Annotated in this window: 19 protein-coding genes and 2 pseudogenes; 11 read left to right on the top strand and 10 right to left on the bottom strand. The window is 68.6% G+C overall.

The window, feature by feature from the left end:
* The first annotated feature begins 87 nt into the window (after positions 1-87).
* Together ACXAID_RS10700 and ACXAID_RS10695 are read left to right on the top strand one after the other, a co-directional pair.
* A complete protein-coding gene (locus ACXAID_RS10700; RefSeq protein ID WP_475022181.1) occupies positions 88-987 on the top strand; it encodes a RecB family exonuclease in 900 nt (299 codons plus the stop codon).
* Positions 984-1,784 (top strand): thioesterase family protein, encoded by an 801-nt coding sequence (locus ACXAID_RS10695; RefSeq protein ID WP_475022180.1) that lies wholly within the window; start codon positions 984-986, stop codon positions 1,782-1,784. Before ACXAID_RS10700 ends, ACXAID_RS10695 begins: the two co-directional genes overlap by 4 nt.
* A gap of 9 nt (positions 1,785-1,793) precedes the next feature.
* Here ACXAID_RS10695 and ACXAID_RS10690 read toward each other — a convergent pair whose 3' ends face one another.
* Positions 1,794-2,732: a R2-like ligand-binding oxidase gene (locus ACXAID_RS10690; protein ID WP_475022179.1), complete on the bottom strand. Its 939-nt coding sequence runs from the start codon at positions 2,730-2,732 to the stop codon at positions 1,794-1,796.
* Positions 2,729-3,351: pseudogene (locus ACXAID_RS10685) on the bottom strand (TetR/AcrR family transcriptional regulator). The gene ACXAID_RS10690 and the pseudogene ACXAID_RS10685 overlap by 4 nt, the downstream one beginning before the upstream one ends.
* A 123-nt stretch (positions 3,352-3,474) precedes the next feature.
* Here ACXAID_RS10685 and ACXAID_RS10680 point away from each other — a divergent pair.
* Positions 3,475-3,795, top strand: coding sequence for an ArsR/SmtB family transcription factor (locus ACXAID_RS10680; protein ID WP_475022178.1), 321 nt, complete (start codon positions 3,475-3,477; stop codon positions 3,793-3,795).
* Positions 3,788-4,297 carry an SRPBCC family protein gene (locus ACXAID_RS10675; protein WP_475022177.1) on the top strand — a complete coding sequence of 170 codons (510 nt, stop codon included), beginning with the start codon at positions 3,788-3,790 and terminating at the stop codon, positions 4,295-4,297. Before ACXAID_RS10680 ends, ACXAID_RS10675 begins: the two co-directional genes overlap by 8 nt.
* 27 nt (positions 4,298-4,324) lie before the next feature.
* Here the strand turns inward: ACXAID_RS10675 and ACXAID_RS10670 are convergent, their stop codons facing one another.
* The 6 genes and pseudogenes from ACXAID_RS10670 to ACXAID_RS10645 all read right to left on the bottom strand — a co-directional run bounded on the left by ACXAID_RS10670 (position 4,325) and on the right by ACXAID_RS10645 (position 9,839).
* Positions 4,325-5,710 carry an FAD-containing oxidoreductase gene (locus tag ACXAID_RS10670; protein ID WP_475022176.1) on the bottom strand — a complete coding sequence of 462 codons (1,386 nt, stop codon included), beginning with the start codon at positions 5,708-5,710 and terminating at the stop codon, positions 4,325-4,327.
* Positions 5,711-5,714: 4 nt separating this feature from the next.
* The gene (locus tag ACXAID_RS10665; RefSeq protein ID WP_475022175.1) at positions 5,715-6,197 is read right to left on the bottom strand and encodes a DUF4126 family protein; all 483 of its coding nucleotides are present in this window, start codon (positions 6,195-6,197) and stop codon (positions 5,715-5,717) included.
* 69 nt (positions 6,198-6,266) lie between these two features.
* Positions 6,267-7,130, bottom strand: a complete 864-nt coding sequence (gene hisG / locus ACXAID_RS10660; RefSeq protein ID WP_475022174.1) for an ATP phosphoribosyltransferase — start codon at positions 7,128-7,130, stop codon at positions 6,267-6,269.
* A gap of 5 nt (positions 7,131-7,135) precedes the next feature.
* On the bottom strand, positions 7,136-7,417 hold the full coding sequence (locus ACXAID_RS10655; protein ID WP_475022173.1) for a phosphoribosyl-ATP diphosphatase: 282 nt from the start codon (positions 7,415-7,417) through the stop codon (positions 7,136-7,138).
* Between the two features lie 31 nt (positions 7,418-7,448).
* Positions 7,449-8,987: pseudogene (locus tag ACXAID_RS10650) on the bottom strand (MFS transporter); the annotation flags it as partial.
* A 168-nt stretch (positions 8,988-9,155) separates the two neighbouring features.
* Complete coding sequence (locus ACXAID_RS10645; protein ID WP_475022172.1) at positions 9,156-9,839, bottom strand: HAD family hydrolase; 684 nt, start codon at positions 9,837-9,839, stop codon at positions 9,156-9,158.
* Positions 9,840-9,920: 81 nt separating this feature from the next.
* Here ACXAID_RS10645 and ACXAID_RS10640 point away from each other — a divergent pair, with 81 nt between their 5' ends.
* The 6 genes from ACXAID_RS10640 to ACXAID_RS10615 are packed head-to-tail and all read left to right on the top strand — an operon-like array spanning position 9,921 to position 17,419.
* Entirely contained in the window at positions 9,921-11,825 is a 1,905-nt protein-coding gene (locus ACXAID_RS10640) for a solute carrier family 23 protein (RefSeq protein ID WP_475022171.1), read from the top strand.
* A complete protein-coding gene (gene uraD / locus ACXAID_RS10635; protein ID WP_475022170.1) occupies positions 11,826-12,332 on the top strand; it encodes a 2-oxo-4-hydroxy-4-carboxy-5-ureidoimidazoline decarboxylase in 507 nt (168 codons plus the stop codon).
* 40 nt (positions 12,333-12,372) lie between these two features.
* Entirely contained in the window at positions 12,373-12,693 is a 321-nt protein-coding gene (gene uraH, locus ACXAID_RS10630) for a hydroxyisourate hydrolase (RefSeq protein ID WP_475022169.1), read from the top strand.
* Positions 12,694-12,712: 19 nt separating this feature from the next.
* A complete protein-coding gene (gene hpxO, locus ACXAID_RS10625; RefSeq protein WP_475022168.1) occupies positions 12,713-13,891 on the top strand; it encodes an FAD-dependent urate hydroxylase HpxO in 1,179 nt (392 codons plus the stop codon).
* Positions 13,892-13,898: 7 nt separating this feature from the next.
* Positions 13,899-14,732, top strand: coding sequence for an FAD binding domain-containing protein (locus tag ACXAID_RS10620; protein WP_475022167.1), 834 nt, complete (start codon positions 13,899-13,901; stop codon positions 14,730-14,732).
* Complete coding sequence (locus tag ACXAID_RS10615; protein ID WP_475022166.1) at positions 14,729-17,419, top strand: molybdopterin-dependent oxidoreductase; 2,691 nt, start codon at positions 14,729-14,731, stop codon at positions 17,417-17,419. Before ACXAID_RS10620 ends, ACXAID_RS10615 begins: the two co-directional genes overlap by 4 nt.
* Positions 17,420-17,467: 48 nt before the next feature.
* On the opposite strand, the gene metH is transcribed toward ACXAID_RS10615, so the two are convergent.
* Positions 17,468-21,226, bottom strand: a complete 3,759-nt coding sequence (gene metH, locus ACXAID_RS10610; RefSeq protein WP_475022165.1) for a methionine synthase — start codon at positions 21,224-21,226, stop codon at positions 17,468-17,470.
* Positions 21,227-21,600: 374 nt separating this feature from the next.
* Here metH and ACXAID_RS10605 point away from each other — a divergent pair, with 374 nt between their 5' ends.
* A complete protein-coding gene (locus tag ACXAID_RS10605) occupies positions 21,601-22,452 on the top strand; it encodes a PAC2 family protein (RefSeq protein ID WP_475022183.1) in 852 nt (283 codons plus the stop codon).
* Positions 22,453-22,464: 12 nt separating this feature from the next.
* On the opposite strand, the gene ACXAID_RS10600 is transcribed toward ACXAID_RS10605, so the two are convergent.
* On the bottom strand, positions 22,465-23,343 hold the full coding sequence (locus tag ACXAID_RS10600; protein WP_475022164.1) for an SDR family oxidoreductase: 879 nt from the start codon (positions 23,341-23,343) through the stop codon (positions 22,465-22,467).
* Positions 23,344-23,394: the final 51 nt, after the last annotated feature.

Here is a 23,394-nt window from a genome sequence, read left to right as displayed (position 1 = left end):
ACGAGTCGTCTTCGGCCACCTCCACACAGACCACAACAACCGTCAAGAGCCTTGCCAACTGGCAGCGGCTTGACATAGGAGAAACACATGACCGAGGAACAGCAGCGAGCAGGGACGTCCGGTCAGCGCCGCCCGGTCAGCCGTCCGGCGTTGTCCCCGTCGCGGGCCGCCGACTTCAAGCAGTGCCCGCTGCTCTACCGGTTCCGCGCGATCGACCGGCTTCCCGAGCCCCCGTCCGCCGCCCAGGTCCGGGGATCGGTGGTGCACGCCGCGCTGGAGCAGCTGTATGCGCTGCCGGCTGCCGAGCGGGTCCCGGAGACCGCTGCGACCCTGGTGTCCCCGGCGTGGGAGCGGGTGGTCGCCGAGCAGCCTTCGGTGACCGAGGAGTTCGACCCGGGGCTGCGGGCCGAACTGCTCGAGCAGGCCCGCACGCTGTTGTCCGGGTACTACCGCCTCGAGGACCCGACGCGGTTCGATCCGCAGAGTTGTGAGCAGCGCGTCGAGGTGGAGTTGGCCGACGGCACCCTGCTGCGCGGCTTCGTCGACCGCATCGACGTGGCACCTACCGGCGAGCTCCGGGTGGTCGACTACAAGACCGGCAAGGCGCCGCCGGAGGCGCGCGCGCTGGCCGAGTTCAAGGCGATGTTCCAGATGAAGTTCTACGCGGTGGCGCTGCTGCGGGCGCGCGGTGTGCTGGCCACCCGGCTGCGGTTGCTCTACCTGGCCGACGGCCAGGTGCTCGACTACACCCCCGACCTCGACGAGCTGGAGCGGTTCGAGAAGACGTTGATGGCGATCTGGCGAGCCATCCAGGCTGCCGGCGCTACCGGCGACTTCCGTCCCCGCCAGTCGCGGATGTGCGGGTGGTGCGCTCACCAGGCCCACTGCCCGGTGTTCGGGGGCACACCGCCGCCCTATCCGGGGTGGCCCCAGACCCTCAGCGAGGACGGGCCCGCCGCGGACCTGCAGGGCGAGCCGGCGGCGTGACCGACTGCCTTTTCCGCCGGCGGGGTGTTGAGGGTGAGTTCGCGGTCTTCGACTCGACCGACGGCACCCGCAGCAACTGGGACGCCCAGATCCAGCACGGTTCGCCGCCGCTGGCACTGCTGACCAGCGCCATCGAGGGGCTCGCCGCGGGCACCGGGCTGCGCATCGGACGGCTGACGCTGGACATCCTCGGCGCGATCCCGGTGTCGACGGTGCGGGTGCGGGCGTGGGTGGAGCGCCCGGGCACCCGGATTTCGCTGATGTGCGCCGAGATGGTCACCGACCGGCCGGACGGCAGCCGGCGGGCGGTGGCCCGCGTCACCGCGTGGCTGCTGGCCACCAGCGATACCCGGGACATCGCCGCCGACCGGTTTCCACCGCTGGTCGAGGGTGCGGCCGCGGCAGTGGCGCACGCCTGGGAGGGCTCCCCCGGCTATCTGGAAACGGTGAGCTGGCGACGACAGACCGACTCCGGACCCGATGCCGCTGTCGTATGGCTGACGCCACTGGTGCCACTCATCGACGACGAACCCACCACCGCACTACAGCGGCTGGCCATGGTCGTCGACTCCGCCAACGGCATCGGCGCCGCGCTGGACCCCGACAGGTTCGTCTTCATGAACACCGACACCGTGGTGCATCTGCACCGGCTGCCGGAGGGAAGCGACTTCGCGCTGCGTGCGCGGGGGTCGATCGGAGCCGACGGGATCGGCGTGACCTCGGCCGAGGTCTTCGACCGCGACGGGTTCATCGGTACCTGCGCGCAGACACTGCTCGTGCAGCGTCGCAGCACCTAGCGCGGGTGCTCACGCCGAGGCGGCCAGCGACCTCCGGTCCTCGTCGGCGAAGGTGTCCTCGAGCTGCAGCGGTGAATGATCGACATCGATCTCGGCCAGCGGCCGACCGCGGGCGCTGCCGATGGTCCCGAACCGGCGCATGCCCTTGTCCGTCGCGTACTGCTGGAACTCCTCCATCGACAGACCGAACGGGACCTCGTCGTAGAGGGCGAATCCGTCCTCGGTGTTCTGCAGCGCCAACGGGATCAGCTCGGTCATCCGGGCTTCGAACACCCCCCAGTTCGCGTCGTCGGCGGCGACGTGGCGGCGGCAGGTGAACGTTCCCCACGCCATGTGCCTGCGCTCATCGTCACCGATCCGGCGCACCAGCTCCTGCATGCCGGGAAGGATGCCGCGGTCGACGCAGATGCGGTGCCACGCATAGTAACCCGTCAATGCCATCATCCCCTCGATGACGTGGTTGTAGGTCACCGAGGCGCGCACCTGGGCCGCCGGCGACGGATCGGTTGACAGTGCGTCCAACGAGGCCGGCAGCTCCTCGTAGAACATCTGCCGGTAGGCGGGAAGCTCGTCGAGGTAGCCCTGCAGGTCCTCGGTGATCCCGACCGCGTCGAGCCACATCCGAAAGACCTGGGTGTGCTTGGCCTCTTCGAAAGCGAACTGGGTCAGGTACATCTCGTCGCCGAGGCGCCCTTCGGCGCGCATGGCCGCCATGAACGGCTGGATGTCCTGGGTCACCGCTTCTTCGCCGGCGATGAACTCGGCGCACAGCCGCGTCGCCCAGTCGCGTTCCAGATCAGACAGCGCCTCCCAGTCCGCCCGGTCGCGGGAGAAGTCGATGTCAGCGGGGTCCCAGAACTTCGCGTTGCCGCCGGCGAACAGCTTGAGCGGCATGCTCTCCCAGTTGAGGCCGCCCGCGGCCAGCGAGTCCGAACGTGTCCTGTTCATGTGTCTGTCCTTTCCATGGTGGTGACGATGGCCGGCGCTGCGGGCGCGGCGGCGGCGAAAGCGTCCTCGAGTACGGCCAGGTAGCGCCGCACCACCAGAGCGGGCTGCTCCGGTGTGAGCTCATCGAGCCCGAGCACCGGGTCCATTCCGCGCACATACGGCGCCAGCGCCAGATGCGGCATGAGCATCAGCAGCAGTGACAGCAAGGTGTCGGTATCGGCGTCCGCCCGCAGATCGCCGCGCGCCCGCGCGTCATGCACCAAGGGGCGCAAGACCTCCAGATAGTGCCGGTGCACGACGGCACGGACGCTGACCCGGGCATCGGTGTCGACCTCGAAGCTGGCGGCTGCGTGCAGCGCCCGGTCACGCGGATGCTCGGCGAAGTAGGCCACCCAGACGTCGAGCAGGTCGGTGAGGAACGCGAAGAACGGCCTGCCCGGGTCCAGATCCCGGATCCGGTGCTCCATGTAGGCACGCACGCGTTGGCTGCCCACCTCGGTGATGTGGGCGTAGAGGTCACGCTTGTCGGCGAAGTACTGGAAGAGACTGCCCTCTCGGCTGCCGCGATCACCGCGGCGCGGCGATCGTCCCTGAGACGCGACCAGGTCACCGTCGGCATGACGCCTCCAAGCGCTGTATGACCACTGGTCATACTACTGTGACCTAGGACACAGCGGAAGCCGCGAGTGGAACCCGCATATATTTATTTGTGTCTATATAGATGATCTGCAATATTGTTGGGGTGGACGTTTTCGAAGCTGTCGCCGAGCCGAACCGCCGCGCACTTCTCGACACCCTGCTCCAGGGAGAGCGCACCGCCGGGGAGTTGGTCGCCACGCTGCCGTCACTCACCCAGCCGACGGTCTCGCGGCATCTGCGCGTGCTGCGCGAAGTGGGTCTCGTCGAGGTCCGCCCAGATGCGCAACGACGCGTCTACGCCCTCAAAGCCGATGGCCTCGTCGAAATCGACTACTGGATCGAGCGGTACCGGCGGTATTGGTCCGGCCACCTCGACGCACTGGAGCACCACCTGCAGCAACGACACGGAGGTACCGATGAGTGAACATGACGGGCGGCTGGTCGTCGACGGTGACCACGCCGCCGTGCACTTCGAACGCCGCCTGCCCTTCCCCATCGAAAAGGTGTGGGCAGCGATCACCGATCCGGTCGAGCGACGATCCTGGTTCGGCGAAACCGTTATCGAAGCGCGCCCAGGTGGGCTGATCGACATGGTCGCCGACGGACCGCCGATACCGCCTGAGCGCAAACGGATGACCGGTCGCATCCTCGTCTGGGATCCGCCGCACGTCTTCGAGCACGAGTGGAAACAGCCAATCGTCGAGGACGGCGTGGTGCGCTACGAACTCGTCGCCGACGGGGATCACACCGTGCTGCGCTTCAGTCACCGCGGGCTCGGTCTGCGCAGCGCCGGCGGCTTCCGCGGCGGCACTCAAGCGTATCTCGACCGGCTCGAGGCACACCTCACCGGAGATCCCATGCCTGACTGGCTCACCCGCCGCCAGCACATCGACGAAGCCGCCACCGGACATCGAACCGGCCGGTGACACGGCCGGCGTCCCGGGATCACGGCGTCACGTCAACGGCTTGAGATCCTGCAGCATCGTCGGGACCAGCTCGCTGACCGTGGGGTGGATGTGCATGGTGCGCGAGATCGCGGTGTAGGGCAGCTTCGCGGTCATCACATCGAGGATGCAGTGCACCACTTCGTCGCCCCCGACCCCGAGGATCGCGGCGCCGAGGATCGCCCCGGTCTCGGCGTCGACCACGATCTTCATGAAGCCCTGGGTCTCGCCCTTCTCCACCGCGCGCCCGACCCGGGTCATCGGGCGCTTGCCCACCAACGCTTTTCGGCCCGAACGCCGCACCTGGTCCACGGTCATCCCGGCCCTGCCCAGCGGCGGGTCGATGTAGAGCGCGTAGGTGGTGATGCGATCGCTGACCCGGCGGGGGTCGTCGTCGAGCAGGTTGGCTGCCACGATCTCGAAGTCGTTGTACGAGGTGTGGGTGAACGCACCGCGACCGTTGCAGTCGCCCAGCGCCCAGATGTGTTCGACGTTGGTCCGCAGCTGATCGTCGACGACGATGAAGCCACGGCCGTCGGTGTTCACCCCCGCGGCGTCGAGGCCCAGCTCGTCGGTGTTGGGCGCACGCCCGACCGCGACGAGCAGATGACTGCCCGCTATCGGGTCCGCACCGTCGCGGGGAACCACGGTGAAGGCGCGGGAATCGCTGTCGCCCTTGGCGAACCGGATCGCATTCGCATCTAGGACGACCTCGACGCCCTCGCCCTCGAGGATCTCCTTGATGGCGGCCGATACGTCCTCGTCTTCCCGCGAGGTCAGCCGTGGCCCCTTCTCGACGACCGTCACCCGGGCGCCGAAGCGGCGGTACATCTGGGCGAACTCCAGCGCGATGTAGCTTCCACCGATGATCACCAGGTGTTCGGGCACCACGTCGAGGTCCAGAATGCCGACGTTGGTCAGGTAGTCCACCTCGGCGAGCCCGGGCATGTCCGGGGCGACCGCACGGCCACCGACGTTGAGGAAGATCCGGTCGGCATGCAGGAGCTGATCACCGACCCGGATCGTGTGCGGGTCGGTGAAGCGGGCGTGGCCGCGAATCAGCGTGGCGCCCTTCATGCCCGAAAGCCACGACTCGAGCCCCTCCCGGTCCCCGCCGCTGATCTCGTCCTTGCGGGCCTTGACCCTGGCCATGTCGACCGTGACCTCACCGGTGCCGACACCGAAGTCGCCTGCGCGCCGGGCGATGTGCGCTGCGTGCGCACTGGCCACCAGGGTCTTGGTGGGGATACAGCCGTAGTTGACACAGGTGCCGCCGACCAGTTTGCGCTCGATCACCGCCACGGTCTGCCCGGCCGCGGTCAGCCGCCCCGCCAGCGCGGGCCCCGCCTGGCCGGCGCCGACGATGATCGCATCGAAGTGCTCTGCGGTGGTCACCGGTCTACACCAGGCTCGCCAGGAACACGATGAGCAGACCGCCGCCGACGGCGACGGCGTCCTCGCCGAAGGCCCCCGGCCGGTCGTTGCCGTTGTTGGCCGCCGCGACCCGGCCGCGTAGCGCGGCGCCGGCCAGCGTGCCGATCACCGCACCGACGACACCGGCGCCGGTGGCGCTGAAGGTGTGAAAGAACGCGCTGCCGATCACCGCGCCGGCGAACCCGCCGGTGACCAGCCGGGCGACGAACTGCGGCCGCACCTTACGGCTGGGCGTGCTCGGCAGCTGATCGGTGACGAGTTCGACGAGCAGGAAGATGGTCAGCACGGTCACGGTGATGGGGTGGGCCATGAACTCCGACCACTTGCCGTCGACGTCGATCCAGCCGAGCATCGCCCCCCAGGCCACCACCGCCGGCGGAGTCATCGCCCGCAGACCCGCGACGACACCGATCAACAGAGCCAGCAACAGCGCGGAAACCAGGGTCATCGCGGACCTCCAGCCGGAATGTGGACATCCGGACGCTAGCACGCGCGCAGCCGGTGCGAGCGGTGTCGATCAGAAGCGGCAGAAGCGGATGTCGGAGGCAAGAATCGCTTTCGCGCCGATCGCGGCGAGCCTGTCCATGATGCCGTTGACGTCGCGTCGCGGCACCAGCGCACGCACCGCCACCCAGGCCGGGTCGGCCAACGGTGCGATGGTCGGCGATTCCAGCCCGGGGGTGACCTCGGTGGCCGCGTCGAGCAGCGAACGCGGACAGTCGTAGTCGAGCATCAGGTACTGCTGCCCGAACACCACGCCCTGCACCCGGGCGGCCAACTGATCCCGGGCGACCGCCTTCTCCGCGTCCACCGGCCCGGCACTGTCGTCCTGTTCGATGAGCACCGCCTCGGAGTCGCACAGCGGCTCACCGAAGGCCACCAGGTCGTGCAGCCCCAGTGTGCGGCCCGAACCGACGACGTCGGCGATGGCGTCGGCGACCCCGAGCTGCACCGAGATCTCCACCGCACCGTCCAGCCGGATCACCGTCGCCTCGATCCCCTTGGCGGACAGGTTCTTGCGCACCAGGTTCGGGAACGCCGTGGCGATTCGCTTGCCGTGCAGGTCCTCGACCCGCCAGTCCCGTCCGGCGGGTGCGGCGTAGCGGAACGTCGAGGACCCGAAGCCCAACGCCAGCCGTTCGCGCACCGGCGCATCGGATTCCCGGGCCAGATCGCGTCCGGTGATGCCGAAGTCGAGCTCACCGGAACCCACGTAGATGGCGATGTCCTTGGGACGCAGAAAAAAGAACTCAACATTGTTGACCGGATCGACGACCGTCAGATCCTTGCCGTCGTTGCGTCGCCGATAGCCGGCCTCGGACAGGATCTCGGCGGCCGGCTCGCTCAGCGTGCCCTTGTTGGGGACCGCGACGCGCAGCATCTCGCTCACAGCTTGCGGTAGACGTCGTCGAGGGACAGGCCGCGCGCGAGCATCAGCACCTGCGTCCAGTACAGCAGCTGGCTGACCTCCTCGGCCAGCGCGTCGTCGCTCTCGTGCTCGGCGGCCAGCCAGACCTCACCGGCCTCCTCGAGGATCTTCTTGCCGATGCCGTGCACGCCGGCGTCGAGCGCGGCAACGGTGCCGCTGCCGGTCGGGCGGGTTCGCGCCCGCTCGGCCAGCTCGGCGAACAGCGCGTCGAAGGTCTTCACGGCCTGCGATTGTGTCACGACCGGGCGCAGCGGCTGCCATCGGCCGTGCTCAGTGCGGGGCCGGATGGGTGACGTGCGCCTCGTTGTGCATGTCCTCCAGCGTCTTGCCCTTGGTCTCCTCGACCCACCGCCACACGAACAGCAGCGACAGCACCGCGCACAGCGCATAGAAGCCGTACGCCACCCCGAGCACATCCCGCAGGCCCGGGAAGGTGACCGTGATCAGCCAGTTGGCCGTCCACTGGCCCGCGGCCGCCAGGCCCAGCGCGGCGGCCCGGATGCGGTTGGGGAACATCTCGCCCAGCAGCACCCACACCACCGGACCCCAGGACATGCCGAAGGCGACGACGAACAGGTTGGCAGCGACGAGAGCGACCGGTCCGGCCACGTCACCGAGCTGCGGCTGCCCGTCGACCAGCGGCGCGGTGCCGAAGATCACCGCCATGGTGCCCAGGGTGACGGCCATGCCGGTCGAGCCGACCAGCAGCAGCGGTTTGCGCCCGACCTTGTCGATCAGCGCGATCGCGATCAGGGTGGTGGCGATGTTGGTCACCGACGTGATCACCGTGATGGTGAACGACGAACTCTCGTCGAACCCGACGGCCTGCCACAGCACGTTCGAGTAGTAGAAGATCACGTTGATGCCGACGAACTGCTGGAAGATCGACAGGCCCAGGCCCACCCAGACGATGCCATAGAGACCGCCGATGATCGCCACACCGATGAGCAGCGCCAGGAACACCACGGCCAGCGGCCACAGCCCGAACCCGAACGACGCCACCGCCAGCACGGCGAACGCCGACAGCAGCCACCACAGATAGTCCCTGACCCAGTTGATCAGGCCGGAGGCGATCTCGTCGTCGGGGCGCGGGCGGGACAGATCCTTCCACGACCGCTTCTTCTCGGCGTGCAGCGAGTCCTGGATGCGGTTGATGGTGATCTCGAGGTTCTTCTCGCCCAGCAATCTGGTCAGGACGCGGCGGGCCTCCGGGATCCGATGCGTGGCAACCAGATAGCGCGGCGACTCCGGGATCGTGTAGGCCAGCAGACCGTAGGCCAGCGCCGGGATGATCTCGGCCAGGAACATCCACCGCCAGGCCTGCATCCCCAGCCACAACTCCTGGTTGGAGCCACCGGCGGCTTCGGCCAGCATCCAGTCCACCGCCAGGGACACGAAGATGCCCGAGACGATCGCCAGCTGCTGCAACGAGCCCAGCCTGCCGCGGATGCGCTCGGGCGATGTCTCGGCGATGTAGGCCGGCGCGATCACCGAGGCGATGCCGACCGCGACGCCACCCACGATGCGGAAGACCACGATCAGCCAGATGTTGGTGCCGATACCGGTGACGACCGCGCTGATCAGGAACAGCGCCGCGGCCAGCTTCATCACCCACAACCGGCCCAGCGCGTCGGCGAGCCGTCCGGCGGTCAGCGCACCGACGGCGGCACCGAGCAGCGCCGAGGCGACCGCGAAGCCCAGCGTCGCGTCGCTGATCGCGAACTCCTCCTGCAGTGCGCTGACCGCACCGTTGATCACCGCGCTGTCGTAGCCGAACAGCAGCCCGCCCAGCGCGGCCACCGACGCCACCCGCATGGCGCTGCGCCCCGAGGTGAACTCGGTGTCGCCGCCGACCCCGCCGCCTTGCCCTCTGGCCATGACGCGACCCCCTCCACATTGAGGTATGACTTAGATCACATTCACGATCCCACACAACACCGCCCGGCAGGAGCGATATCGGGACCGCGGCGTCGGCGGTCAGGCGCTGCGCTCGCGCGCCGCCCGTTCGATGTCGAGGTAGACGCGGTGCAGCCCGGCGGGGTCGAGATCGACCAGCGAATCGGCGTGGCGGCGACGGTGGCTGCCGGGCACCGCAACGTCGTTGGGCACCACCAGCACCGCGCAACCCGCGCTTTCGGCCGCCGCGGCGCCGGTCACCGAGTCCTCCACCGCCAGACAGTCCGCGGGAGCCAGCCCGAGCAGTTCGGCGGCGCGCACGTAGGCATCCGGTGCGGGCTTGCCGCTGGGTACCTCGTCACCGCACACCGTCACCGCGAAGTAGTGCCGGCCGATGCTGGCCAGCGCGCGGTCGGCCAGGCCCCGCGCGGTGTTGGTCACCAGCGCCATCGGAACATGTTCGGCGGTGAGCGCTTCCAGCATCTCGCGGGCGCCGGCACACCACGGCAGCCCGCCGTCGAACAGCTCGGCGGTGTAGTCGTGCACCCAGCGGATCGACTCGGCCATCGCCTGCGGATCGTGATCGAGCCCCAAGTCTGAGTAGGCGGTGAGGATCGTCTCTTCGGCCGAAGCCCCCACCAGTGCCGCGCGGGTCTCGCGACTCATCGCGCCGCCGTGGAACTCGTAGAACGCCATCAGCGAGACGTCCCAAAGTTTTTCGGAGTCGACGAGCGTCCCGTCCATATCCCACAGCACTGCTCGCACCGGGCAATTCTGCCACGTCTGCCCGGCCCCACACGAACCGCTCGACGTGCGAAGAGCTGTGATCTGCGTGATTCTTTGACGATGGCGGCTCCGACCAAGGCAGAAAAGCCCAAGCGCGTGCACCCGGTCGACGAGGTGCTGCCGATCCCCAAACTGGCGACCTACGGCTTCCAGCACGTGGTCGCGTTCTACGCGGGTGCGGTGCTGGTGCCGATCATCATCGCCGGCGCCGTCGGGCTGACCGACGCGGAACTCGTCAAGCTCATCACCGCCGACCTGTTCACCTGCGGAATAGCCTCGATCATCCAGGCCGTCGGGTTCTGGAAAGTCGGCGTGCGGCTGCCGCTGCTGCAGGGCGTCACCTTCGCCGGGGTGGCCCCGATCATCGCGATCGGGCTGGCCAACGGCGGCGGCTCGGCCAGCATGCTCTACGTCTACGGCGCGGTGATCGTCGCGGGCATCTTCGCCTTCGCCGTCGCACCGGTGTTCATCAAGCTGCTGAAGTTCTTCCCACCGGTGGTGACCGGCACACTGATCACGGTGATCGGCCTGGCGCTGGTGCCGGTCGGCGCCATGGACGCGGTGACCAACCCGCACACCCACGAGACCGACCCCACCAACATCCGCTGGTTCCTCTACGCCCTGGGCACCATCGCGATCATCGTCGCGATCCAGCGGCTGTTCCGCGGCTTCATCGCCACCATCGCCGTGCTGCTCGGGCTGGTGATCGGGTGCACGGTCGCCTACGCGCTGGGCGACATGAACTTCGACCGGGTCGGCGAGGCCTCCGCGGTCGGCTTCACCCCGCCATTCCTGTTCGGGATGCCCAAGTTCGACTTCGTGGCATGCCTGACCATGATCATCGTGATGATGATCATCGCCGTGGAGTCGACCGGTTCGACCATCGCCACCGGCGAGATCGTCGGCAAACGGATCAAGGCCGAGAACATCGGCAACATGCTGCGCGCCGACGGGGTGGCCACCACGATCGGCGGCATCTTCAACTCGTTCCCGTACACCGCGTTCTCCGAGAACGTCGGACTGGTGCGCCTCACCGGGATCAAGAGCCGGTGGGTGGTGGCCGCGGCGGGCGTGTTCATGATCCTGCTGGGATTCCTGCCCAAGGTCGCCGCGATCGTCGCGTCCATCCCCAACCCGGTGCTCGGCGGCGCGGCGCTGACGCTGTTCGCGACCGTCGCCGCGGTCGGAATACAGACGCTGGGCAAGGTGGATTTCACCGACCACCGCAACCTGATCATCGTCACGACCAGCCTGGCGCTCGCACTGTGGGTGACCGCCTATCCCGACATCGCCCAGGGCATGCCGACCGGTCTGGACCTGATCTTCGGCAGCGGCATCAGCATCGGCGCGGTCAGCGCGATCCTGCTCAACATCGTGTTCTTCCACACCGGCTCACGCGGCCCCCGGGTGGCCGGCGCCGGTTCCATCACCCTCAACGAGGTGAACTCGATGACCCGGGAGCGCTTCACCGAGGTGTTCGGCCACGTCGTGCAGGACGTCCCCTGGGCGGTCGAGCGGGCCTACGAACAGCGGCCGTTCGCCAGCACCAAGGAGCTGCGCGAGGCGTTCCAGGACGCGGTGCTCACCGGCTCCTCCGAACAGCAACTGGAACTGCTCAACGCGTTCTACGACCTCGGCGCCGAGGACGAGACCGGCCACGCGCTGGCCGCCGACCACAGCGCACTGTCGAACCTGGACGAAGAAGACCACAACGACGTGGTCAACCTGGCCACCGCCTACCGCGAGCACTTCGGTTTCCCGCTGGTGATCTGTGCCCGCGAAACCGCTCATTTCAATCGGGTGCTGCAGAACGGGTGGTCACGGATGGACAATTCGCCCGGCGCGGAGAAGGCGTTCGCACTGATCGAGGTCGCCAAGATCGCCAACTACCGCTTCACTGATCTCGTGGACAACGCCAACCCCATCGCCTCGGCCCGGTTCAGTCGGTTGGACGAAATCCTCTAGATGAGTGCGACGCTGGGAATCGAGGGCTTCAACCGGCTGTCGGATCGGCAGCGGATGCACCTGCTGTTCGAGGTGTGCTCGTCGACGATCTGGGCGCGCCGAGTCCTGGCCGGCGGGCCCTTCCGCGACGCGGACGCGTTGCTCGACCGCGCCGACCGGGTGCTGGCCGAGCTGCCCGACGCCGAACTCGACGCCGCGCTCGACGGCCACCCGCGCATCGGCGCGCGGGTCGACAACGCCAACTCGGCTCGCGAGCAGGCCCGTGTCGCCGACGCCGCCGATGCGGTCAAAGCCGAGCTCGCCGAAAAGAACCGGCGCTACGACGACAAGTTCGGCTATGTCTATCTGGTGTGCGCCAACGGGCGAACCGCCGAAGAGCTGCTCGCGATCCTGACCGAACGCCTGGACAACGATCCGGAGACCGAACGCCGGGTGATGCGTTCGGAGCTGGCCAAGATCAACCGGCTGCGGCTCGAGCGCCTGGTGTCCGGGGAGGCGGCCGAATGAGGGCCGGTCCGATCACGGAGGCCTCGAAGGCGGGGCGCCGATGAGCCTGTCCACCCACGTGCTCGACGCCGTCACCGGCACCCCCGCCGTCGGGGTCGCCGTCACGCTGACCGACGCCGAATCCACCGTGCTGGCCACCGCGGTCACCGACGGCGACGGCCGCGTCAAGAACCTCGCCGAGAGCCTGGCCCCCGGCATCTTCCGGCTGGCGTTCGACACCGCAGGCTATTTCGCCGCCACCGGTGTCAGCGCGTTCTATCCGGAGGTGGTGATCGCGTTCGAGGTCACCGACCCGGCCGCGCACTACCATGTGCCGCTGCTGCTCTCGCCCTACGCCTACTCCACCTACCGCGGAAGTTGACCAAGATGGGAGCCCACACGTGAAAGCGGTCATCATCGGCGCCGGAATGGGCGGCATGAGTGCGGCAATCGCACTGCGCCAGATCGGGATCGAGACCGAGGTCTACGAGCGCGTCACCGAGAACAAACCGGTCGGTGCCGCGATCTCGGTGTGGTCCAACGGCGTCAAGTGCCTCAACCACCTTGGGCTGGAGGAGCAGACCGCGCGCCTCGGCGGGATCGTCGACACGATGAGCTACGTCGACGCCCACTCCGGTGAGACGATGTGCCGCTTCTCGATGCAGCCGCTGATCGACGAGGTCGGCCAGCGCCCCTACCCGATCGCGCGCGCCGAACTCCAGTTGATGCTGATGGAGGCGTACGGCATGGACGAGATCAACTTCGGGATGAAGATGGTCGGTGTCGCCGACGGCCCCGAGGCGGCCACCGCGACGTTCGCCGACGGGACGACGGTCTCGGCCGACGTCATCATCGGCGCGGACGGGGCCAGCTCGATCACCCGCGAGTACGTTCTCGGCGGGCCGGTGACCCGGCGCTACGCCGGATACGTCAACTTCAACGGACTGGTCGAGGTCGACGACGCGATCGGTCCCGCCACCGAGTGGACCACGTATGTCGGTGACGGCAAACGGGTCTCGGTGATGCCGGTGTCCGACGGCCGGTTCTACTTCTTCTTCGACGTGGTGATGCCCGAGGATTCCGAGGAGAAGAAGAACTACGAACGCGGTGACGCCCGCGAGGTGTTGCGCGGCCATTTCGGCGACTGGGCACCCGGGGTGCGCGCCCTGATCGACAAGCTGGACCCGATGACCACCAACCGGGTGGAGATCCTCGACCTGGACCCGTTCTACACCTGGGTCAAGGGACGGGTCGCGGTGCTCGGCGATGCCGCCCACAACACCACCCCCGACATCGGCCAGGGCGGCTGCTCGGCGATGGAGGACGCGGTGGCGCTGCAGTGGGCGTTCAGGGACCGCCCCGGCGATCCGCAGGGCGCACTGCTGGCCTACCAGTCCGTGCGCGCCGAGCGGGCCGCCGACCTGGTGCTGCGCGCGCGCAAACGGTGCGACGTGACCCACGCCAAGGACCCGCAGAAGACCGCGCAGTGGTACGACGAGTTGCGCAACGAGGACGGCACCAACATCATCCGGGGTATCGTGGGCAACATCATGGGCGGACCGTTGACACCGGTCGGCTGACGCGGCAATGGATCTCAACACCGTCGAGTCGACGAGCACCCCCACCCGCCGTGACGAGCTGTGGCCGCTGGGCCCGCAGGACTCGATCCTGGCCGGCGGCACCTGGCTGTTCTCCGAGCCGCAACCGCAGGTCCGCAGACTGGTGGACATCACCGCGCTGGGCTGGGAGCCGGTCACCGTGACCGACGGCGGGATCGAACTGGCCGCCACCGCCACCGTGGCCGAGGTGTCCCGGCTCTCGGCGCAACTGCGCGAGCAGCGCCCCGAGTGGACCGCCGCCCCGCTGCTGCACCAGTGCTGCACGGCACTGCTGGCATCGTTCAAGATCTGGGAGACCGCGACCGTCGGCGGCAACATCTGCCTGTCCTTCCCGGCTGGGGCGATGATCGCGCTGGCTGCCGCGCTCGACGCCGAGTTGACCGTGTGGCGCGCCGACGGCAGCGACTACCGGCTGCCGGTCACCGAGTTCGTCACCGGCGCCGCCACCAATGTCCTGGCCGCCGGGGACGTGCTGCGTTCGGTCCGGCTGCCCGCCCCCGCGCTGCGCGCGACGACCTCCTACCGCAAGCTGGCGCCGTCGCCGCTGGGGCGCTCCGGGGTGGTGGTCACCGGACGGCGGGACGCCGTCGCCGACGGCCGTCGCTTCGTCCTGTCGGTGACCGCTGCGACGGTGCGGCCGTACGTGTTCGAGTTCACGAACACGCCGAGCGCCATCGAACTCGAAGCGGCCCACGCGACCATCCCGGACACGGCGTGGACCCTCGACGCGCACGGCGATCCGGACTGGCGCCGCGCGGTCACGCTGGTCCTGGCCGAGCAGATCCGCCGGGAGCTGGCATGAGCATCCGCGTCAACGGCGAACCCACCGAGGGGGACCCGCGCCCCGGGCAGTGCCTGCGGACCTACCTGCGCGAGCACGGCCACTTCGAGGTGAAGAAGGGCTGCGATGCCGGCGACTGCGGAGCCTGTTCGGTTCTGGTCGACGGCCGGGCCGTGCACTCCTGCGTGTTCCCGGCGTTCCGCGCCGACGACCGCGACGTCACCACCGTCGCCGGCCTGGGCACCCCCGACGACCTGCACCCGCTGCAGCAACGCTTCGCCGAGGCCGGCGGGTTCCAATGCGGTTTCTGCACCGCGGGGATGATCACGACGGCGTCGGCGCTCACCGACGACCAGCTCGGCGACCTGCGCCAGTCGTTGAAGGGCAATCTGTGCCGCTGCACCGGCTACCGCGCCATCACCGACGCGTTGGGCGGCAAGGTCAACATCGAGAAGTCCGGCGGCGTCGGCCGCTCGGTCGGCGCGCCCGCCGCACTGCGGGTCGTCACCGGGACCGAGCAGTACACGATGGACTTCGACCCGCCCGGCCTGCTGCATCTGGCGGTGCTCACCAGTCCGGTGGCCCACGCCAGGATCGTCACGATCGACACCTCCGCGGCCGCGGCGATCGACGGGGTCCGCCTGGTCCTCACCCACCACGACAGCCCCCCGGTGGCCTTCTCCACCGCCCGGCACGAGGACCGCAACGACGACCCCGACGACACGGTGGTCCTCGATGACACGGTGCGCTTCGTCGGGCAGCGGATCGCCGCGGTCGTCGCCGACAGCCTCGCGATCGCCGAGCAGGCCTGCCGGGCCATCGCGGTGACCTACGAGCAACTGCCCGCGGTGTTCGATCCGGAGGCCGCCCGCGCCCCCGGCGCCCCGGTGCTGCACCCGGACAAGGGCCCCGGCGCGCGGATCGCCGATCCGTCCCGCAACGTCGTCGCCGAGGTGCACGGCGGTGTCGGCGACGTCCTGTCCGGGGTGGGGAGCGGCGTCTCGGCCGGCGGCGCGGTGGTCCAGCAGCGCTACACCACCCAGCGGGTGCAGCACAGCCACCTCGAAACACACGGCAGCACCGGCTGGCGTGGCGAGGACGGAAAGCTGGTGCTGCGCACCAGCTCCCAGGTGCCGTTCCTGGTGCGCGACGAACTGTGCCACGTGTTCGGGCTCGCCCGCGACGAGGTGCAGGTGTTCACCCGCCGCGTCGGCGGTGGCTTCGGCGGCAAACAGGAGATGCTGACCGAGGACATCGTCGCGCTCGCGGTGCTGCGGCTGGGCCGCCCGGTGCGCTACGAGTTCACCCGCTCCGACGAGTTCACGATGGCCCCGTGCCGGCACCCGTTCCGAATCGACGTCACCGCCGCAGCCGGCCCGGACGGCGTGCTGACCGCACTGGCCGTCGACGTACTGACCGATGCGGGCGCCTACGGCAACCACAGCCCCGGGGTGATGTTCCACGGCTGCGCGGAGTCGGTGTCGGTGTATCGCTGCCCCAACAAGCGGGTGGACGCCCAGTCCGTCTACACCAACAACCTGCCGTCGGGGGCCTTCCGCGGCTACGGGCTCAGCCAGATGATCTTCGCGGTGGAGTCGGCGCTCGACGAACTGGCCGGGCGCCTGGGCATCGACCCGTTCGAGTTGCGCCGGCGCAACGTGGTGGTGCCCGGCGACGAGTTCGTCGACGCCCACGTCGGGCACGACGACCTCGCCTTCGGCAGCTACGGCCTCGATCAGTGCCTGGACCTGACGCAGCGCGCGCTGGCCGACGGAAACGGAGTCGACGGGCCGCCGGGGTGGCCGGTCGGCGAGGGGATGGCGATCGCGATGATCGCGACCATCCCGCCCCGCGGGCACTTCGCCGAGGCGTCGGTGGCGGTCACCCCCGACGGGAACTACCTGCTGTCGGTGGGTACCGCGGAGTTCGGCAACGGCACGACCACGGTGCACACCCAATTGGTCGCCACCGAGCTGAACACCACCCCGGAGCGGGTGTTGATCCACCAATCCGACACCGAAGCAACGAGTTACGACACCGGAGCGTTCGGCTCTGCGGGGACGGTGGTGGCCGGCGCCGCGGTGCTGGCGGCATGCCGGGACCTGCGGTCGGCGCTGCTGGCCGCCGCGGGCGAGCTCACCGGATCCGGACCGCACCTGTGCGAGCTGACCCCGCACGGAGTGCAGTGCGGCGACCGGCTCGTCGAGTTCTTCGAACTGCCCACCCCGCTGATCGGTCGCGGGCGCCACGAGGGCACACCGCGCTCAGTGGCGTTCAACGTGCAGGGCTTCCGGGTGGCGGTAAGTCCCGACACCGGGGAGGTGCGCATCCTGCAGTCGGTGCAGGCCGCCGACGCCGGCGTGGTGATCAACCCGGAGCAGTGCCGCGGACAGATCGAAGGCGGTGTCGCCCAGGCGATCGGCGCCGCTCTCTACGAACAGGTGCTGATCGGCCCGGACGGCACCGTGCTGAGCCAGGTGCTGCGCAACTATCACATTCCGCAGCTGGCCGACGTTCCGGTCACTGACGTGCTCTTCGCCGACACCTGGGACCAGTTCGGGCCGCAGGGCGCCAAGTCGATGAGCGAGTCGCCGTACAACCCGGTGGCTCCCGCATTGGCCAATGCGGTAGCCCGGGCCTGCGGGGCACGGGTGCGTGATCTGCCGATGACCCCGGCCACGGTGTGGCGGACCCTCTCGCAGCGGTGATTTCGGCGTGACGGGTCGCGCCGAGCGCGACCGGTCACGCCGAGATCACTAATCCTCGGGGTTGTAGCCGAGGTTGGGAGCCAGCCAGCGCTCGGCCTCCTGCAGCGTCCAGCCCTTGCGCTTGGCGTAGTCGGCGACCTGGTCCTGAGCCAACCGGCCGACCACGAAGTACTGCGACTGCGGGTGCGAGAAGTACCAGCCGCTGACGGCGGCACCGGGCCACATCGCCATCGACTCGGTCAGCTCGATGCCGGTGCGCTCGGTGACGTCCAGGAGCTCGAAGAGCGTCGTCTTCTCGGTGTGCTCCGGGCAGGCGGGGTAGCCGGGAGCCGGCCGGATTCCCCGGTACTTCTCCCCGATGAGTTCCTCGTTGTCGAGCTGCTCGTCGGGCTGGTATCCCCAGAATTCCTTGCGGACACGCTGGTGCATGCGCTCGGCGAACGCTTCGGCCAGCCGGTCGGCGATCGACTCCAGCAGGATCGCGTTGTAGTCGTCGTGGTCGGCCTTGAACTCCACGATCTTGTCCTGGCTGCCCAGCCCCGCGGTCACGGCGAAGGCACCGACGTAGTCCGGCAGGCCGGTCTCTTTGGGGGCGACGAAGTCGCCCAGCGAACGGTTCGGGATACCGTCGCGGTGCTCCCCCTGTTGGCGCAGGTTGTGCAGCGTGGTCAGCACCTCGGTGCGGCTGTCGTCGGTGTAGACCTCGATGTCTTCGATACCCGAGCCGACCGCGTTGGCGGGGAAGAATCCGATCACCCCGCTGGCGGTCAGCCACTTCTCCTTGATCGCGGTGTCGAGCATCTCCTGGGCATCGTCGTACAGTTTGCGGGCGGCCTCGCCTGTCGCCGGGTTGTTCAGGATGTCGGGGAAACGGCCCTTCATCTCCCAGGCGTTGAAGAACGGCTGCCAGTCGATGTATTCGCGCAACTCGGCGATGTCGTAGTCGAGGAATTCGTAGACCCCGGCACCCTGCGCGGGGGCCGGCGGGGTGTAGCCGTCCCATTCGATCGGCGTTCGGTTGGCGCGGGCCTTCTCCAACGTCAGCATCGGCCGCTCGTTCTTCTGGGCGTGCCGTTCGCGCAGGGCTGCGTAGTCGGCCGCGGTGGCGTCCAGCAGACCCGGACGCTGCCTGTCGTCGAGCAGCGCGGCGGCGACCGGCACCGAACGCGACGCGTCCTTGACCCACACCACCGGGCCGCTGCGACGCGGAGCGACCTTCACCGCGGTGTGGGCGCGCGAGGTGGTCGCGCCACCGATCAGCAGCGGGATCTGCAGGCCCTTGCGCTCCATCTCGACGGCGAAGTTGACCATCTCGTCCAGCGACGGGGTGATCAGGCCGGACAGCCCGATGATGTCGGCGTCGTATTCGTCGGCCGCGGCCAGGATCTTCTCGGCCGGCACCATCACCCCGAGGTCGATCACCTCGAAGTTGTTGCACTGCAGGACGACCCCGACGATGTTCTTGCCGATGTCGTGGACGTCCCCCTTGACGGTCGCCATGATGATGGTGCCGTTGGTGTCCTTGCCGGCGGTGGCGCCGGACTCCTCTTTTTCCTTCTCGATGAACGGCAGCAGGTACGCGACGGCCTTCTTCATCACCCGGGCCGACTTCACCACCTGGGGCAGGAACATCTTGCCGGCGCCGAAGAGTTCACCGACGACGTTCATGCCGTCCATCAGCGGGCCCTCGATCACCTCGATGGGGCGACCACCGGCGTCGGCGATCTCGGCCCGCAACTCCTCGGTGTCGTCGTCGACGTGGGCGTCGATGCCCTTGACCAGGGCGTGGGTGATCCGCTCGCGCACGGGCAGGCTGCGCCATTCCGCGACCTGCGCATCACCGGCCTCTTCCTTGCTGTTGAACCACTCGGCGATCTCCAGCAGTCTCTCGGCGGCGTCCTCGCGCCGGTTCAGCACGACGTCCTCGATGCGGTCCCGCAACTCGGCGTCGATGGAGTCGTAGGGCACCAGCGCTCCGGCGTTGACGATGCCCATGTCCAGACCGGCCTTGATGGCGTGGAACAGGAACACCGCGTGGATCGCCTCGCGGACCGGGTTGTTGCCGCGGAACGAGAAGGACACGTTCGAGATACCGCCGGAGATGTGCACCCCGGTCAGATTCTCCTTGATCCAGGCGCAGGCCTCGATGAAGTCGATCCCGTAGGTCGCGTGCTCCTCGATGCCGGTGGCCAGCGCAAAGCAGTTCGGGTCGAAGATGATGTCCTCGGCCGGGAAGCCGACCTCGTCGACCAGGATCCGGTAGGCGCGCCCGCAGATCTCCTTGCGGCGCTCCAGGTTGTCGGCCTGCCCCTGCTCGTCGAAGGCCATCACGACCACGGCGGCGCCGTACTTGCGGCACATCCGAGCCTCACGGACGAACTTCTCCTCGCCCTCCTTCAGGGAGATCGAGTTGACGATCGGCTTGCCCTGCACGTTCTTCAGACCGGCCTCGATGACCTCCCACTTGGAGGAGTCGATCATCACCGGGACCCGGCTGATGTCCGGCTCGGCCGCGATCAGCTTGGTGAACCGGTCCATCGCGGCGACGCCGTCGATCATGCCCTCGTCCATGTTGATGTCGATGACCTGCGCACCGACCTCGACCTGCTGCAGGGCCACCGACAGAGCGGTGTCGTAGTCCTCGGCCTTGATCAGGTTGCGGAACCGGGCCGAACCGGTGATGTTGGTGCGCTCGCCGATGTTGACGAACAGCGAGTCGTCGGTGATGTTGAGCGGCTCCAGGCCCGACAGCCGGGTGGCCACCGGGATCTCCGGCAGTTCGCGCGGCGTCTTGCCCTCGACGACCTTGGCGATCTCGGCGATGTGCGGCGGCGCCGTGCCGCAGCAGCCACCGACCAGGTTGACCAGGCCGGCTTCGGCGAACTCGGCGATGTAGCTGGCCTGGCGTTCCGGGGACTCGTCGTACTCGCCGAACGCGTTGGGCAGGCCGGCATTCGGATAGCAGGAGACGAAGGTGTCCGCAATCCGCGCCATCTCGGCGATGTAGGGCCGCATCTCGGGCGCGCCGAGGGCACAGTTGAGTCCGATCGCGATCGGCTTGGCGTGCCTGATCGAGTTCCAGAACGCCTCGGTGACCTGACCGGACAACGTCCGCCCGGAGGCGTCGGTGATGGTGCCCGAGATGATCACCGGCCAGCGGCGCCCACGCTCCTCGAACAGCGTCTCGACGGCGAACACCGCCGCCTTGGCGTTCAGCGAGTCGAAGATCGTCTCCACGAGGATGAGGTCGCATCCACCGTCGACCAGCCCGTTGGCGGCTTCGAGGTAGGCGGCGACGAGCTGGTCGTAGGAGACGTTGCGGGCTCCGGGATCGTTGACGTCCGGCGAGATCGACGCGGTCCGGGTCGTCGGCCCGAGCGTGCCGGCGACGTAACGGGGCTTGTCCGGGGTGCTGAACTCGTCGGCGGCCTTGCGGGCCAGGACGGCGCCGGCGTAGTTCAGCTCGTAGCTCAACTCGGACATGTCGTAGTCGGCCATCGACACCGCGTTCGCGTTGAACGTGTTCGTCTCGATGATGTCGGCACCCACCTCGAGGTATTCGCGATGGATCCCCTCGATGATCTGCGGCTGGGTCAGGTTGAGCAGATCGTTGTTTCCCTGGAGCGCGGTCGGCCACTCGGTGAAACGGTCGCCGCGGTAGCCGGCCTCGTCGGGGCGATCGCGCTGGATCGCCGTGCCCATCGCACCGTCGATCACCAGGATGCGCCGGTGCAGCGCCGCGCTCAGCTCATCGGTGCAGTCAGGGCGGATGTTCGGCTCGAAAGTGACCGAATCAACGGCGTTCACGTGCGCTCCTTCCGTAACGGAAGGCGTCCTTGACTTCGTCGAGCGTGGCGGCTACCGGCAGGACCGGAGACCGTTGCAACGCCTCTCGACCCAGAAAAGTCTACGTCGTCGCCAGATCGACGTCTGGACGCCCATATCGTCGGCGCGATCGACGCTGACCCGCTCGCCGATCACGCTGCCCCGCCGCGCGCGGTATCCGACCCGGCCGGCGATGTCGTTCGGGGCAACCACAGAGCCAGGGTAGTCGGGTGCCCCACCACCCCATCGACCCCGGTGCGCCGGCCGACGCGAACCGGGGTGCGGGTCGATGCCCGCCATCTCGCCCACGCAGGGCTTACGCTGGCTTGGTGACCCCCTCGGATTTCCGCGGTCCCATGGGATCCGATCTGCCCGACCTGCACGACACCATTGTCGTCGCAGCCTTCGAAGGCTGGAACGACGCCGGTGACGCCGCCAGCGATGCGGTGCAGCACCTGGACTCGGTCTGGGACGCCCAGCAGGTCGTACAGATCGACGACGAGTCCTACTACGACTATCAGGTCAACCGGCCGGTGATTCGGCAGGTCGACGGCGTGACGCGGGAACTGGTGTGGCCGTCGATGCGGATCTCGCACTGCCGGCCGCCGGGCAGCGATCGCGACATCGTGCTGATGCACGGCGTGGAGCCCAACATGCGCTGGCGGACGTTCTGCGCCGAACTGCTGACCATCTCCGAGAAACTCAACGCGCAGACCGTGGTGATCCTCGGGGCGCTGCTCGCCGACACCCCCCACACCAGGCCGGTTCCGGTGTCCGGAGCGGCGTACTCGGCGGATTCGGCCAAGACGTTCGGGTTGGAAGAGACCCGATACGAGGGGCCCACCGGGATCGCCGGGGTGTTCCAGGACGCCTGTGTGCAGGCCGGGATCCCCGCGGTGACGTTCTGGGCGGCGGTTCCGCACTATGTGTCGCAGCCGCCGAACCCGAAGGCGACGGTCGCGCTGCTGCGACGGGTCGAGGACGTGCTCGACATCGAGGTACCGCTGGGCGACCTGCCCGCGCAGGCCGAGGAGTGGGAGCAGGCGGTCACCGAAATGACCTCCGAGGACGACGAGATCGCCGAGTACGTTCAGTCCCTGGAGGAGCGCGGCGACGCCGAGGTCGATATGAGCGAGGCGATCGGCAAGATCGACGGCGACGCGCTGGCCGCGGAGTTCGAACGCTACCTGCGCAGACGGGGGCGCTAGGCGCCCCCGGGGTCAGCGGTCTTCCAGCTCCTTGGTGCGCAACCCCATCGACCGACCCAGCGCCGCCACCTCGGCATCCATCCTGGGAAGCAGGTCCGGGATGAACCCCAGCACCCGGTTCTGCACCAGCGCGGTGGACAGCACCGGGCGCAGCCAGCGCAGCAGACCCACCCAGCCCGGGCAGTTGACCTGGCGCTTGCGCTGTTCGATACCGGCGACGAAGGCGTCGCCGCAGGCCTGCACCGAGGTCGTCTGGTTCAGCGGGAACGGCAGCCTGGACAGCATCTCCCCGAAGGTCGGCAGGTCCGCCTCGGCGTCGCGCACCAGCGGGGTGTCGATCCAGGACATGTGCGCCGAGCCGACGTCGACGCCGCGTGCAGCCACCTCCAACCGCAGCGCGTTGGCGAAGTGCTCGACGGCCGCCTTGGCGGCGTTGTAGGGGGCCAACCCGGGAGCGGCGGCGTAGGCGGCCAGCGATGAGACGATCAGCACGTAGCCGCGCCGGTCGAGCACCGTGGGCAGGGTCGCGCGCACCGTGTGGAACACCCCGGTGACGTTGACGTCCATCAGCGTCTGGAACGCCTCCGGGTCGACCTGCTGCACCGATCCGTACGTCGTGATGCCGGCGTTGGCCAGCACCACGTCGATGCCGCCGAACCGGTCGACCGCCGCGGCGGCGGCATCCTGCATCGCCGTGAGGCTTCTCACGTCGGCGACGGCGGTGAGCACCCGGTCGCCGTCCAGCTCCGCGGCGAGTTCGGACAGCGGTTCCCCGTCGAGGTCGGTGAGCACCAAGCGGGCTCCGCGGGCATGTAGCCGGCGGGCCACCTCGGCGCCCACTCCCCGCGCGCCGCCGGTGATGAAGACGGTTTTTCCGGCCACCGATCCCATGAACCGCAACCTACTCGCCGGCGGCGAGCTCGATGGCCGATTCCGGGTACG

The organism is Mycobacterium sp. ABE4_509 (assembly GCF_056160785.1).
This window is presented reverse-complemented; position numbering and strand designations above follow the sequence as displayed.

Excerpts from the sequence above, each read along its gene's own strand:
- ACXAID_RS10700 (WP_475022181.1), top strand. The coding sequence starts at position 88 with ATGACCGAGGAACAGCAGCGAGCAGGGACGTCCGGTCAGCGCCGCCCG.
- ACXAID_RS10690 (WP_475022179.1), bottom strand. The coding sequence starts at position 2,732 with ATGAACAGGACACGTTCGGACTCGCTGGCCGCGGGCGGCCTCAACTGG.
- ACXAID_RS10675 (WP_475022177.1), top strand. The coding sequence starts at position 3,788 with ATGAGTGAACATGACGGGCGGCTGGTCGTCGACGGTGACCACGCCGCC.
- ACXAID_RS10665 (WP_475022175.1), bottom strand. The coding sequence starts at position 6,197 with ATGACCCTGGTTTCCGCGCTGTTGCTGGCTCTGTTGATCGGTGTCGTC.
- hisG (WP_475022174.1), bottom strand. The coding sequence starts at position 7,130 with ATGCTGCGCGTCGCGGTCCCCAACAAGGGCACGCTGAGCGAGCCGGCC.
- ACXAID_RS10640 (WP_475022171.1), top strand. The coding sequence starts at position 9,921 with ATGGCGGCTCCGACCAAGGCAGAAAAGCCCAAGCGCGTGCACCCGGTC.
- uraD (WP_475022170.1), top strand. The coding sequence starts at position 11,826 with ATGAGTGCGACGCTGGGAATCGAGGGCTTCAACCGGCTGTCGGATCGG.
- uraH (WP_475022169.1), top strand. The coding sequence starts at position 12,373 with ATGAGCCTGTCCACCCACGTGCTCGACGCCGTCACCGGCACCCCCGCC.
- ACXAID_RS10620 (WP_475022167.1), top strand. The coding sequence starts at position 13,899 with ATGGATCTCAACACCGTCGAGTCGACGAGCACCCCCACCCGCCGTGAC.
- ACXAID_RS10615 (WP_475022166.1), top strand. The coding sequence starts at position 14,729 with ATGAGCATCCGCGTCAACGGCGAACCCACCGAGGGGGACCCGCGCCCC.
- ACXAID_RS10605 (WP_475022183.1), top strand. The coding sequence starts at position 21,601 with ATGGGATCCGATCTGCCCGACCTGCACGACACCATTGTCGTCGCAGCC.
- ACXAID_RS10600 (WP_475022164.1), bottom strand. The coding sequence starts at position 23,343 with ATGGGATCGGTGGCCGGAAAAACCGTCTTCATCACCGGCGGCGCGCGG.